This window comes from Sorangium sp. So ce381, assembly GCF_051473845.1.
GTDB classification, from domain to species: Bacteria; Myxococcota_A; Polyangia; order Polyangiales; family Polyangiaceae; genus Sorangium; species Sorangium atrum.
The window spans coordinates 5,060,244-5,073,859 of the sequence record NZ_CP150336.1 but is presented as its reverse complement, the minus strand read 5'-3'; the positions used below and the strand labels follow the sequence as shown (position 1 = coordinate 5,073,859).

10 protein-coding genes are annotated in these 13,616 nt (G+C 69.1%); 5 read left to right on the top strand and 5 right to left on the bottom strand.

The genetic code is table 11. From position 1 onward, the window contains the following. Positions 1–158 precede the first annotated feature (158 nt). The 3 genes from WMF29_RS19035 to WMF29_RS19025 are packed head-to-tail and all read right to left on the bottom strand — an operon-like array spanning position 159 to position 3,280. Positions 159–476, bottom strand: a complete 318-nt coding sequence (locus WMF29_RS19035) for a Rieske (2Fe-2S) protein (RefSeq protein WP_437330200.1) — start codon at positions 474–476, stop codon at positions 159–161. An 11-nt stretch (positions 477–487) separates the two neighbouring features. Then, positions 488–2,932, bottom strand: coding sequence for a nitrite reductase large subunit NirB (gene nirB, locus WMF29_RS19030; RefSeq protein ID WP_437330199.1), 2,445 nt, complete (start codon positions 2,930–2,932; stop codon positions 488–490). A gap of 3 nt (positions 2,933–2,935) precedes the next feature. Continuing rightward, positions 2,936–3,280 carry a hypothetical protein gene (locus tag WMF29_RS19025; RefSeq protein WP_012236117.1) on the bottom strand — a complete coding sequence of 115 codons (345 nt, stop codon included), beginning with the start codon at positions 3,278–3,280 and terminating at the stop codon, positions 2,936–2,938. A gap of 162 nt (positions 3,281–3,442) precedes the next feature. On the opposite strand from WMF29_RS19025, the gene WMF29_RS19020 reads away from it, so the two are divergent. Continuing rightward, complete coding sequence (locus WMF29_RS19020) at positions 3,443–5,011, top strand: GMC family oxidoreductase (RefSeq protein ID WP_437330198.1); 1,569 nt, start codon at positions 3,443–3,445, stop codon at positions 5,009–5,011. A gap of 305 nt (positions 5,012–5,316) precedes the next feature. Then, positions 5,317–7,854 (top strand): bifunctional lysylphosphatidylglycerol flippase/synthetase MprF, encoded by a 2,538-nt coding sequence (mprF, locus tag WMF29_RS19015; RefSeq protein WP_437330197.1) that lies wholly within the window; start codon positions 5,317–5,319, stop codon positions 7,852–7,854. A gap of 97 nt (positions 7,855–7,951) precedes the next feature. Here the strand turns inward: mprF and WMF29_RS19010 are convergent, their stop codons facing one another. Then, entirely contained in the window at positions 7,952–10,426 is a 2,475-nt protein-coding gene (locus WMF29_RS19010; protein WP_437330196.1) for an arylsulfatase, read from the bottom strand. A gap of 294 nt (positions 10,427–10,720) precedes the next feature. On the opposite strand from WMF29_RS19010, the gene WMF29_RS19005 reads away from it, so the two are divergent. Then, positions 10,721–11,347 (top strand): TetR/AcrR family transcriptional regulator, encoded by a 627-nt coding sequence (locus WMF29_RS19005; protein WP_437330195.1) that lies wholly within the window; start codon positions 10,721–10,723, stop codon positions 11,345–11,347. A gap of 66 nt (positions 11,348–11,413) precedes the next feature. After that, positions 11,414–12,400: a fatty acid desaturase gene (locus WMF29_RS19000; protein ID WP_437330194.1), complete on the top strand. Its 987-nt coding sequence runs from the start codon at positions 11,414–11,416 to the stop codon at positions 12,398–12,400. A 15-nt stretch (positions 12,401–12,415) separates the two neighbouring features. On the opposite strand, the gene WMF29_RS18995 is transcribed toward WMF29_RS19000, so the two are convergent. Continuing rightward, positions 12,416–12,994 (bottom strand): hypothetical protein, encoded by a 579-nt coding sequence (locus WMF29_RS18995; protein ID WP_437331272.1) that lies wholly within the window; start codon positions 12,992–12,994, stop codon positions 12,416–12,418. On the opposite strand from WMF29_RS18995, the gene WMF29_RS18990 reads away from it, so the two are divergent. Further along, a complete protein-coding gene (locus WMF29_RS18990; RefSeq protein ID WP_437331141.1) occupies positions 12,881–13,597 on the top strand; it encodes an alpha/beta fold hydrolase in 717 nt (238 codons plus the stop codon). The two genes, WMF29_RS18995 and WMF29_RS18990, sit on opposite strands and share 114 nt — an antisense overlap. Positions 13,598–13,616: the final 19 nt, after the last annotated feature.

Here is a 13,616-nt window from a genome sequence, read left to right as displayed (position 1 = left end):
CGGGAACCCTCCGGGCAACGTCGGGTGACGCGTGACACGCGACCCGCTCCGGCAGCGTACCCAAAGACGCGCGATCCAGGGGCTCCGCAGAGCGCCGGCGCGGCAGCGCGCGCCATCGCCGGCGTCGGGCCTCCCCCCGGGCGCGGCGCGGGCGGCGCTCAGCCCCCGCCGCCCTCGATCCGCACGAGGATCTGGTTCGTCGCGCTCAGGCGGACAGGATAGGTCTTGAGCCCCTCCCCGCCGCTCAGGGCCTCTCCCGTCTCCAGGTTGAACTTCTGGGCGTGCAGCGGGCAGATGAGCGTACAGCCGCCGAGCAGCCCGTCGACCAGCGGGCCGCCGCGGTGCGGGCAGCTCGCCTGCGTGGCGAATACGCGGCCTTCGCGCGTGACGAACACGGCGATGCGCTCCGATCCGATCTCGAACGCGCGCCCCTCGCCCGGCGGGATCGCCGAGAGGGGCCCCAGGGTGATCTCCATCTCTCGCCCCCTCACTGCACGATCGGCAGGACCGATCGGAACTGGTTCGGCGTCGCCGGGGCATACGCCTCTCTCCACGGATCGCGGTACGCCTCGACCGTCTTCCGCATCTCCTCGTCGAGGCGCGCGGCGATTCCCTCGCTGTCGTCCACGACCACCGCGCGGATCTTCTGGATGCCAATGCGCTCCACGAAGCCGTATGTCCGCTCCAGGTACCTGGCGTTCTCGCGGTAATACTGGATGAAGCGGCCCATGAGCCGGAGCACGTCCTCGTGCGCGTCGACAACGCAGAGCACGTCGCCCTTGCGTACGTGGGCGCCGGCCGCGCCGCCCACGTAGATCTCCCACTTGCCGCCCTCCACCGCGACGGCCCCGACGTCCTTCACCATCGCCTCGGAGCAGTTGCGCGGGCAGCCCGCCGTCGCGAGCTTCAGCTTGGCCGGCGTGTCCATGCCGTGGAAGCGCTCTTCTATCTTCACCGCGAGCGCGATGCTGTCGCCGAGCCCATACCGGCAGAAGTCGCTCCCCACGCAGCTCTTGCACGTCCGGTACGACTTCCCGTAAGCGAACCCCGAGGGCATGTCGAGGTCGCGCCACACCGCCGGCAGGTCCTCCTTCTTCACGCCGAGCAGGTCGATGCGCTGGCCGCCGGTGAGCTTCACGAGCGGCACGCGGTACTTGTCGACGACGTCCGCGATCCGCCGGAGCTGCGCGGCCGACGTGACGCCCCCCGCGATCTGCGGGATCACGCTGAAGGTGCCGTCCTTCTGGATGTTGGCGTGAACGCGGTCGTTGATGAAGCGGGCGTCGCGCTCGTCGTCGTATTCGTGGTGCCATAACGTGCGGAGCAGCGACGCGAGCCCCGGCTTGCTCCCCGGATCCTCGCTCCCGCCGGCGAGCTCGCGGAACACGGCGGACACCGACCGGAGCCCGCGCTCGCGGATCGCCTGGACCAGCTCGGGCTTGCTCAGCGGGACGCCAGGCACGTAGTAGCTGGCCGCGGGGTCCTGCTCCGCCGCGCCCCCGCACGCCCACGCCACGACCTCCGAGACGAGCTGCTTGCAGGCGCCGCAGCCCATGCCCGCGCGCGTCGCGTCCATGACGGTCCGGAGGGTCCGCTTGCCGGAGCGCACACACGCGACGAGGCCCTCCTTGGTGACGCCGTTGCAGTTGCAGACCTGCATCCCCTGCGGCATCTCCTCGATCGTCGCCTGCGGCGAGGGCGCGCCGATGTCGAACAGCAGCGACAGCCGCTCTTCCGGGAGCGGCGTGCTCTTGTCGAACGCCTGCATCAGGTACGCGGCCTTGCTGACGTCGCCGAGGAGGATGCCGCCGAGCAGCCTGCCGTCGCGGATGATGAGCTTCTTGTACGTGCCCTTCTTCGGCTCGAGGAACTGCACGATCTCGTCGCGGTCGTCGGCAGGCTCGGTGATGCCCATCGAGGCGAGCTGGATGCCCATGACCTTCAGCTTCGTGGAGACCTTCGAGCCGGCGTAGGAGGCCTTCTCGTTGCGCTTCGTGATGTGGTCGGCCAGCACCTTGCCCTGCTCCCAGAGCGGCGCCACGAGCCCGTAGACCTGCCCCCGGTGCTGCGCGCACTCGCCGACGGCGTAGATCCTCGGGTCGTCGGGCGAGCGCATGTGGTTGTCCACCACGATCCCGCGCTCGACGGTCAGGCCGGCGCGCAGGGCGATCTCCACGTTCGGCCGGATGCCCGCGGAGATCACCACGAGATCGCAGGCGAGGGTCTCGTCGTCGGCGAAGCGGAGCCCCGTCACGCGGTCCTCTCCGAGCACCTCCTTCGTGCTCTTGTTGAGGTGCACCGTCACGCCGAGCTGCTCCAGCGTGGTCCTCAGGATGCCGCCCGCCGTGGCGTCGAGCTGCTGCCCCATCAGGTGACCGCTGATGTGGACGACGTGGACGTCGAGCCCGAAGTTCTGCAGCCCGCGCGCGGCCTCGAGCCCGAGTAGCCCGCCGCCGATGACCGCGGCGCTCCGCTTGCCCCGCGCGTACTGGGCGATCTTGTGGCAGTCGTCCAGGCTGCGGAACACGAACACACCGGGCTTCTCCCTGCCGCCCTCCAGCCGCACCCCCTGGATCGGCGGGATGTACGGTGAGCTGCCCGTCGCGATGATCAGGTTGTCATAGGGCGCAACGACCCCGTGATCGCCGGTCACCTGGCGCGAGTGCCGGTGGATGGCCCGCGCCCGCACGCCCGCGTGGAGCTGGACGCCGTTCTCCCGGTACCAGGCCAGGGGGTTCAAGAAGATCTCGCTCGGGTCCTGGGAGCCGTTCAGCACCTCCGAGAGCAGGATGCGGTTGTAATTGCCATAGGGCTCGTCGCCGAAGATGGTGATCTCGAACTGATCGGCGCCGCCCCGCGCGAGGATCTCCTCGACGGTGCGGACGCCGGCCATCCCGTTGCCTATCAACACGAGCTTTCGCTTCTTCTGCATGGCTCAGATCTCCGCCAGGCCGATGTCGATCGTCGCGAGCCCGCGCGCGCCTTCGGGCGCGCCCACGCACAGCTCGATCACGCTCTCCGGGTGGATGTCCTCCACGATCACGAGGGGCACGTGGATCGCCGCCTTGGCGCCGATCGGGAAATAGCGCATCGGGTGCCCGTCGCGCTTGAGGAGCAGGTAGATGAGCTCCGACGTGGAGTTGCCCGCGCGCAGGTAGATGAGCTGAGCGCGCTTGTCCCGCGGGACGGTGTACCCGACCGCAGGACGAAGGGGCACCGGCTGCTCCAGGCCCTGCCCCTCGAACGAGTAGACACCCTGTATGAACCTCGGTGTTTCCAATGTGGCCTCCCGGGCGGATCATCGGACCATCGGACGGGGGCGCGCCGTACGCGGCCCGGCGCGCGCCGCGGCGCTCTGGCGCCGCACCACGGTCATACAGCGAGGACAGTTTCGAGGGTTCGTTGCCCGGCGGCGCGATCCCGTGTAGGTCGAGTTTCCAAGGTGTTTCGATCGTCACTGTCCTCTTCGCCCCGCCCGGCCGGCGCCGCTGAGCTCGTCGTGGTCGGGGCCGGCTCGGCGGGCGCCGTGATCGCGGCGCGCGTCACGGAGCGCGCGGATCGCGAGGTCCTGCTGCTCGAGGCTGGCCCGGACTACCCGGACCCGGAGCGCCTGCCCGCCGATCTGCGGGACGGCACCCGCAACTCGTGGCTCGCGCACGACTGGGGCTATCGCCACCGGCCGACGCCCGGGCAGATCATGTTCCTCTTCCCGCGCGGCAAGGTGGTCGGCGGCTCGTCGGCCGTGAACACGTGCATCGCCGTCCGCGGCCAGCCGTACGACTACGACGAGTGGGCGGCGCTCGGCCTGCCCGAGTGGGGCTTCGACGCCTGCCTGCCCTATTTCAAGCGCCTCGAGGACGATCTCGACTTCGGCGAGCCCTGGCACGGCAAGGGCGGCCCGGTGCCGATCCGCCGCGCCCGGCGCGAGGAGCTCGTGCCGTGGCAGGCCGCGTTCGTCGACGGGTGCAGGGCGCTCGGCCACCCCGAGTGCGCGGACACCAACGATCCGCGCGCGCCCGGCGGCGTCGGGCCGCACGCGATGAACAAGATCGACGGACAGCGCATGAGCGCGGCGCGCTGCTACCTGACCGCCGAGGTGCGCCGGCGCGAGAACCTGCGGCTACGGCCGCGCACGACGGTGCGGCGGGTGCTCGTGCGGAACCGCCGCGTCGAGGGGGTCGAGATCGAGACCGACGGGCGCGTCGAGGTCGTCGCGACGCGGAAGGTGGTGCTGAGCGCCGGCGCGATCGCGACGCCGGGGATCCTCCTGCGCAGCGGGATCGGGCCGCGGGCCGAGCTCGCGCGCCTCGGGGTCGCGCTCGTGTCCGACGTGCCTGCCGTGGGGGCGCGGCTGCTCGATCACCCGGGGGCCGCCATCGGCCTGTGGCCGCGCCGCCGCGGCCTGATCGACGTCCTGCGCCAGCCGCTCGTCCAGACGATGCTCCGCTACACGTCGCGCGGCAGCCAGTACCCGAACGACGTGATGCTCCAGCCGGGCTCGTTCTTCCCGCTGCACCCGCGCCTCACGATACCGGCGTTCGCGATCGCGTGCTGCATCGGCAAGCCGCGCGGCGTCGGCCGCATCGAGCACCTGAGCGCCGATCCGCACGCGCGGCCCCGCATCGTCTCGAACCTGCTCGTCGACCGCGACGACCTGTCGCGCGCGGTCGACGCGCTGGAGCTCGCGTACGAGATCGCCCGCACCGCGCCGATGCGCGAGCTCGGCTGGTTCGTCTGGCCGATGGAGCGCACGCTGAGGCGGCGCGAGGCGCTGGAGCGGTGGATCTACCGGAGCTGCGGCTCGGGCTACCACCCGTGCGGGACGGCCCCGATGGGGCCCGAGGGGGACCTCGCAGCGGCGGTCGATGGGCGCGGGAGGGTCCGCGGCGTCGAGGGCCTTGTCGTCGCGGACGCGAGCATCATGCCGACCATCCCGAGCGTGAACACGAACCTGACAGCGCTGATGATCGGCGAGCGCTTCGGCGAGTGGCTCCGCGACGGCGCGGTGTAGCCACCGCCGCCCGGGGGCGAGAGACCCCCTCGCCGGCCGCGGGAGCCAAGATCTGAGCTCGCTCGCTACGTCGTGAGGCCGAGAGTCGCACGGCGCCGAGCCCGACCGCTGTCAACAGCGTGGCCTCGATCAGCTTGAACGCCGCGATCGAGCGGAGCACGAGGTGGCCTCCAGGGCGGGCAGCAGGGCCACGGACCATTCATCGTCCTCCTGACTAACTTTGCGCGGACCGAGCGCTATGCCGGCGTCATTCGCCGGAGCGTCGCGGTCTGATGCTCGGTTCACCGGGGCCGACAGTGAGGACGATGATCGCCAAGAGTTTGCGCGCGCTCAGGCTGCTCCTGGCTGTCAGCCTGCTTGCCATTGCCGTCATGGCCCTGCAGCACCTGGTCCGCCCTACGGTGGCGGCCGAGGTCGTCGCGAGCCTCCGCCTCGTGCCCGGCCGACGGGTCGCGCTTGCCGCCCTCGTCACGGCCGTGAACTACGCGGTCTTCAGCGGATACGAATGGCTGGCGGTCCGCTATGCAGGGGAGCGGCTCTCCTTCAGGCGGGCGGCGTTCGCTTCCTTCGTCGCGTATGGGATCAGCCAGAGCCTGGGCATGTCGCCCTTGACCGGCGGTGCGGTGCGATGGCGCCTTTACTCCGGCTGGGGAGTCTCGCCACGTGCGGTGGCCAGGATTGTCGCCTTCAACCTCCTGTCCTACTGGATGGGCATGGCCGTTCTGGCGGGGCTGCTGTCTCTGGCTGTGCCCGTCACTGGGTTCCCGGTGGCCTCGGTGTGGCAGCGGCTCATCGGGGGAGTCCTCCTCGTGCTCGTCGCCGTCTACGTGGGGCTCTGCGCGCGAGGACGCCCGCTGCGCCTGCGGAGCCTCACGCTAGCGCCGCCCGCGCCCCGGTTCGCCCTGGCCGGGATCGCGTTCGGTGTCATCGACTGGGCCCTGGCCGGCTCGGTCCTCGCCGCGATGGCCGGCGATGTGCTTCCCATCTCGATTCCGCGCATCCTCACTGCCTTTCTGCTCGCGCAGCTCGCGGGCATCGCGAGCCAGGTGCCAGGGGGCATCGGCGTCTTCGAATCAATCTCGCTCCTGCTCCTCACGCGTTCAGGCGCTGCGTCCGCCCCCGCCCTCGCGGGGCGGCTGATCGCCTACCGTGCTCTTTACTACCTCGTGCCGCTCGCCCTCGCGCTGCTCGCGTGGCTCCTGCGCGAGCTGCAGGAGCGCGGCCGCGCTCTCTCCAGGATGGCCGTCGCCGGCCTGCAGGTCTTGTGGGACTTCTCCCCGTCGATCGCCGCGGCAGGCACGTTCCTCGCGGGAGCGGCGCTCGTCCTGACGAACGCCTATCCCGGCGGCGCCGCCTTCGGCCGGCTCAGCCACTTCGTCCCCGACACCCTTCTCGAGCTCTCGCGCCTGCTCGGGAGCGTCGCGGGAGCGGCGCTCCTGTTCCTCGCTCGTGGCATCCAGCGCCGGCTGGCCGGGGCCTTCCATTCGACCGTCGTCCTGCTCGTCGTGGCGACCCTCCTGGGCGCCGCCCGGGGACACCCGCCCTGGCACGCGGCCGGCGTAGCCGGTCTGCTCGCCCTCTTCGTGACCTTGCGGGCCCGCTTCTACCGGCGGTCGTCGCTGTTCGATGACGCCTTCTCCCCGGCCTGGAGCGCGGCGATCTCGCTGGTGATCATCGGCGGTGTGAGCCTCACCGTCTTCTCTCGGCGTCACGTCGCCTACTCGGCACAAACACTCTGGCAGTTCCTGACCGCCAGCGACGCCCCCCGGGCGCTCAGGGCCTCGGTGGCCGCTCTGGCGACGGCGATGCTCCTCGCCTGGGCGAAGCTCATGCGACCACCTCCCGTCCGGGCGCGCGCGGCGAGCCCGAGCGAACTCGCGCGCGCCGAGCGGCTCGTCGGCGCCGCTCGAGATACCCTCGCCTGCCTGGCGCGCCTCGGGGACAAGTCGCTTCTCTTCAGCGAGAGCGGCAAGTCCTTCTTGATGTTCGGCGTCCAGCGGCGCAGCTGGATCTGCCTCGGCGATCCGATCGGGCCCGGCGACGAGGCGGCAGAGCTCCTCCGGCGCTTCCGGGAGCTCTGCGACGAGTACGACGGCTGGCCGGTCTTCTACCAGGTCCGACCAGAATGGCTCTTCCGCTACGTTGATCTCGGCCTTCGCCTCGTCAAGATCGGGGAGACGGCGCGGGTGGATCTCGGCGCCTTCTCGCTGGAGGGTCATGAACGCAAAGCGCTCCGCCAGATCCAGCGCAAGTTCGATCGCCCGCCTTACCGGTTCGAGCTGGTCGCCCCGGCGAACGTCGCGCCGATCCTCCCCGCGCTGAAGGTGATCTCCGATCTATGGCTCCGCGCCAAGGAAACGCGCGAGAAGCGCTTCTCGAACGGCTATTTCAGCCCGAGCTATCTCGAGCGCTCACCCATCGCGCTCCTCCGCGACGAGAGCCACATCCTCGCCTTCTGCAATGTCCTGATGGTCGTCGAGGAGCTGTCCATCGACCTGATGAGACACCGGCCCGATTCGCCCCGCGGGGCGATGGATTATATGCTTCTACAGCTGCTGCTTTGGGGGCAGCGGGAAGGCTACCGCTGGTTCGACTTTGGAGTCGCGCCCCTGTCCGGCTTCGAGCAGCACCGGGGCGCGCCCGCGTGGACCCGCATCGCGCACATCATGTTCGAGACCGAGAGGCCCTATCACTTCAAGGGACTGCGAGCGTACAAGGAAAAATTTGGACCTGTCTGGTCTCCCCGCTATCTCGCCTATCCGCCGGGGCTGAATCTCCCTCAGGTGATCTCGGACCTCATCGTGCTCCAGTCCGGGGGCATCAAGGGGGTGCTAGGCCGCTGAGCCGCTTCGAGCGCCCCCTGCTCCGAGACTTTGTCGTGGCGGCGCTGGGGGAGAGCTGAGCGCGGAAGCGGGCCGCCCGTTCGGCCGGGTCAAGGTGTCACTGGATCGCCTCCAGCGCGTGCAATTTGTGTTCGGGGCTCACCTCGGCGGGTTCGCCCGTCAGCTCGATCTCCGCCCAGTGCACCTTGCCGGTAAAGCGGTTGTCCCCGCTACCTGCGAAGTCGGGGCACAACGGGCCGCCAGTCTTCTTGCCGACCATCAGGAAGGCGTCCACGTTGAAGATGATCGGATTGGTCTCGACGATATGGCCAGGCTCATTCTCGCGTGTCTCGTCGAGCGGGTCCTCACCGATGTCCGGGGATGCGACGAGCCCGAGGTCGTCGAACTCGTAGACGACCCCGGGCTCCTTGGTTTCTCGGACGAGGAGCTTCACCGTGCCGCCCAGGCCCATGAGGTCGCCGCCTGTGTAGGTGAATTCCATGCGGACCTCGTAGGATTTGGCCCTCTGCGGCAGCGGATCTCGGGCTTGGGCGTAGTACCGCTTGAGCCCGAGGTAGTTGTAGACGTAGGTGAGCTTTCCGTTTTTGACATAGAGGCCAAAGCCGCCGAAGTCGTTGCCCCGGGCGAGGATCGCGCCGTTCGCCTCTTTCTCGGTCGTGATCTCTGCCGTGATCCTGAATGAGCGGTTGAAGTTGTTGATCACGCACGGGTCAGAGACGAAGCTGCCATCGACGTACCTCTGCTTCGCGCCGACCGGAGGGGGCGGCTGCTCTAGGCGCTCTGTCTTTTCGTCGTTGAGGGGAAATACGTTGTATCGGGCAGCGGTGATCTCAAAGAGGTTCTTCAGCTGCGCCAGCCTTTCGGGCTCCTTGTCGGCGAGGTTGACGGCCTGGGTCCAGTCCACCGCATACGGCGGCTTCTTCCCGTCCGGAGACGGCCATGGGTACGTGTAGTAGAGCTCCCACTTGTCCCCTTCGTAGTTCGGATTGGATTGCCAGTCCCAGGGCTTCGAGTGGAGGGTGACGGCGGTCCAGCCTTCATGGTAGATGCCACGGTTGCCAAACATCTCGAAGTACTGGGTCGTGCGGAACTCGGGCGCATCCTGGTCCGTGAACGTCCGGAGGAAGCTCGTCCCCTCGATGGGCATCTGCAGCACGCCGTCGACGCTCAACGGCTCCGGCAATCCGGCCGCTTCGAGGATCGTCGGGAGCACATCGATCACGTAAGTGAACTGGTGTCGCAGCCCGGTGCCCCGGTCGACGTGGCCTGGCCAATGGACGATCATGCCGTTGCGCGTGCCGCCGAAGTAGCTCGCGACTTGCTTGGTCCACTGATACGGCGTGCACATGGCCTGGGCCCAGCCGATGGCATAGTGGTTGTACGCTTCCTTGGTGCCGAAGCGGTCGATGTTCTCCTTGATGATGTTCTCCTGCTCCTCGGGCGGCATCTGGATGTTGTTGAAGCCGATCATCTCGTTGAAGGTGCCGACAAATGTGCCTTCGGCGGAAGCGCCGTTGTCGCCGAGGATGTAGATGATCAGCGTGTTATCCATGATGCCGAGGTCTCTGAGCGTGTCGATCACCCTGCCGACCTCGTAGTCGGTCTGCTCGAGGAAGGAGGCGTAGAGCTCCATCTCGCGGCGCAGGGGACGCTTCATGTCGTCCGACACCTCCGCCCAAGGCGGAATGTATTGGTTGCGGTCCGTCAGCTCCGCGTCCGGTGGAATGACGCCGAGCGATCGTTGGGTTTGCCAGATCCGCATGCGCAGCTCGTCCCAGCCGAAGTCGAATTGCCCGTTGTACTTATCGAGCCAGTCATCCGGGATCTGGTGGGGCGCGTGGGTCGCGCCGGGGGCGAAATAGATGAAGAATGGCTTGTCCGGCGCCATGGCCTTCTGCTGCTCGATCCACTTGATGGTCTGGTTTGCCAGATCCGTGGTCAGGTGGTAGTCCCCGTCGTGAGGCGTTTCGATGTAGGTCGTTCCATCGTAGAGGGTGGGATAGAACTGGTTGGTCTCGCCGGCCACGAAGCCATAGAACTTCTCGAAGCCCATGTAGATGGGCCAGTGGTCGAAGGGCCCCGATGGGCCGGTTTCCCAGACGGGCACCTCGTGGCACTTGCCGAAGTGAGCCGTCGAGTAGCCGTTGTACCTGAGGATCTTGGCGATCGAGGCGGCGGTGTTGGGGATCATCGAGGAGTAGCCAGGCGCGCCTGTATAGAGCTCGGTGATACAGCCCATGCCGACGGAATGGGGGTTGCGGCCGGTCAGCAAGGCGGCGCGCGTGGGGCTGCACAGGGCAGTCGTGTGGAAGCGGGTGAATTTGAGGCCGTTTTCGGCGAGCCGCGTGGCTGTCGGGGTGCGAATGAGCCCCCCGAAGGGCTCTGCGGCGCCGAAGCCGACATCGTCGATCAGGATGAGGAGCACGTTGGGGGCGTTCGGGGGCGGTCTGATCGGCTCGATGGGAGGGAAGACGGAAGCCGGGTCCGCGGCGTTGTACATCACCGGGCCGACATAGGGCCGGTCCGGGATCGGCAGGATCTCGCGCTTGGGAAGGTCTCGATCTAACGGCATGGGTGACTCCTGTCATGGATGGCGTAGCGTCCATCCGCCGTCACCCTCCGTCGCTTCAGGCGAATTCTCAACCGCGAAGGATGCGTCCGCCTGCTTATCTTGCCGTTCGTGGACAGCCCGCTGCCGTTTCTGGACAGGCGAGCGGTCACGAGGCCCCTGGCGACAGGGAATCTCGCTCCTCGCCCAATTGCGTTCGCGAGAATCGCCCATGGCCGGCGGCCGCCCCGCTTGCGCCTGCGAGCGTTGGCACGTCGGCCTCACGCGGCCAGCGGCGGCCGTGCGAGGATGGGCGGCGTGACCATATCGCCGCAGAAGCCGCGCAAGGATCCGCGCCAGGAGCGCTCGCGCAGCACGGTCGACGCCATCCTCGAGGCCGCCGGTCAGCTGATCGAGCGCGAAGAGGAGGCGAAGCAGAGCCGTGTATCGACCACGCACATCGCCGAGCGCGCCGGCGTCAGCGTGGGCTCGCTGTATCAGTACTTCCCCAACCGCGAGGCGCTGGTCGCGGCGCTCCTGCGCCGCTTCGTGCAGAAACGCTTCGCCGAGATCCGCCGGGTGCTCGACGAGGTCGAGCCGCTCCCGCTGGAGGCGGCGTTGCACCGGCTGGCCGGCCGGCTGATCGAGCTCGAGCTGGCCCACGCGCGCGTGATGAGGGCGCTCATGAAGTGGTTCGTGCGGGTGGGCGACTTCGATCTGATCGCCGACGCCGACCGCGAGGCCGAGGCCGCGCTGGCCGAGCTCCTGGTGCGCATCCGGCCCAAGACCCGCGCGGTGGATCCGCAGCTCGGCGGCTTCTTCCTGTTCCACGCAATGCGAAACACCTTGGGCATGGCGGCCTTCCGCGAGGGCGACATGCTGCGCGCGCCGGCCGCGCAGGCCGAGCTCACCCGGCTTTTGTACGGGTATTTACGGCCCGACTGACGGCCGCGGGCGCGGCGCCGGGAATGCGAATGGGCGGCGCCGGTCGCGCTGCCTAGATCGAGGCGCATGCGTTCCTTCGAATGGGTCACGCGCGCCGAGCCGCACCGCGCCCGCCGGCGCCGCATCTTGCGCGAGCACCCCGAGATCCGCGCGCTGTTCGGCTACGACCGGCGCACCATCGCGGTCACGCTGGCGGTGGTGCTCGCGCAGCTCGCCGTCGCCTGGTCGCTCGGCGTGTTCGCCGCACCCTGGTGGGTGGTCACGCTGGCGGCGGCGACGTTCGGCGCGGTGCTCTCGCACTGGTGCGCGATGGCCATCCACGAAGCGGCGCACGATCTGGCCGCTCGCCGCGCGCGCTCGAACAAGCTGCTGGCGCTGATCGCCAACCTGCCGATGGTGCTGCCGGCGGCGATGAGCTTCCGCCGTTACCACCTCGCGCACCACGCGCTGCTCGGTGTGGCCGGCGAGGACACCGATCTGCCTCGTTCGCTCGAGGTGCGGCTGATCGGCGCCGGCCGCGTGCGCAAGTTCCTGTGGCTGTTCTTCTACTTCGTGGCCTACCTGGGCCGCGCCGCGCGCTTCGCCAAGCTGCCGAACCGCGACGAGTGGATCAACCTGGCCATCCAGCTGCCCGCCGCGTGGCTCTCGTGGCGCCTGCTCGGCGCGCCCGGCTTCGCCTACTTGCTGCTGTCGACCTTGATCGGCCACAGCCTGCACCCGGTGGCCGCCCACTTCGTGCACGAGCACTACGTGTACGCGCCCGACCAGGAGACCTACAGCTACTACGGGCCGCTCAACCACGTGACGTTCAACGTGGGTTACCACGTCGAGCACCACGACTTCATGAACGTGCCCGGCTGGCGCCTGCCCGCGCTGCACCGCATCGCGAAGCGCCACTACGACACGCTGGTCTCGCACCGCTCGTGGACCTGGGTGCTCTGGCACTTCATCACGGACCCAGCCCTGGGCCCGCACGCCCGCATCGTGCGCTCCCGCGCCGTCCATGATGGCGCCGTGAGGCGGTCGATCCAGGCTGGCGCCAGCGATGGATGAGCGCGGGAAGGCCGATTAGCAGATCATCCCCTGGCCGCGCATCTCGGCGAGATCCTCGTCGCTCGGCCGGCGGTGCCGCCCGAGGAGCAGGTCGCCGAGCCAGAGGAGGTTGTAATTGCAGTGCATGTACTGGTGGTGCAGGTAGTGGTGGCGGGAGATGAAGCGCACGTAGCGCGTGTCGAGCAGCCACCGCATCGGCCGGGACGCGCGGGCCATGGCCTCGGCCCGCGGCATGTGCAGGTACGGGTGGAGGACGAGCGAGGACAGCGGATAGGCCACGAGCGGTAGCAAGGCGCCGGCGACCACCGCCGCCGGGAGGAAGAGCGCGTACAGCGCGAAGAACGGCAGCACGGGGGCGGCGAACGCGAGGATCCCCAGGCCGGCCAGCGAGACGCCGTATTGCTCGCGGATCATCCGCCGGTCGCCCTGGGTCTCGACGATCCAGCGATCCAGCCGCTCCTGCTCCTCGCGGCTCTCGAACTGCCGCACCTCGGCCAGCGCGGCTCGTCGTGCGACCCGGAGGACCTCCACCACGCGGGGCTCTGGGAGGACCTCGCGGCCGTGCTGAGCGGCGACCCGATCGTCGCGCGCCACGACCGGATCTTCGTCGTCGGCTTCTCGATGGGCGGACACGTGGCGCTCCACCTCGCCGCGGCGGGGCACCCGCGGCTCGCGGCCGTGGCCTCGATCTGCTCGCCCCTCTACCTCGATCGCGCGGTGAGCCACATGGATCGCCCCGAGAGCGTCGTGTACCGGCGCCACGTCCTCGGGGGGCTGAAGCGGATGTACCGGGAGATCGCGCGGCGGCGACAGGTGCCCGTCTCGCCGTCGGCCGTGGATCGGGCGGCGACGCTGCGCGAGTGGGACCGCCTGACGGTGGTCCGCCGCTTCGGTTTCCGCGATCCCACGGCCTATTACGAGGCCCAGGGCGCAGGGAGGATCCTTGGCTCGCTGGTCACCCCGGCGCTGCTCCTGTACTCGCGCCAGGATCCGATGGTGCCCCCGGCGACCCTCGCCGGCCTGGGAGCGCACGGGGGGCTCTCGTCGCCCGCCCGCGTCGTCTGGATGGACGGCGGCGGCCATATCGCGCTTCCCCGCAGGCTCGATCTCGGCCTCGACCCGGCCGTACCCCGGACCCCGTACGAGCAGATCGCCGCCTGGCTGAGCCGCCACCAGGCCCCCGGGGGCGCGTCATGAGCGCTCCAATCATCACCAT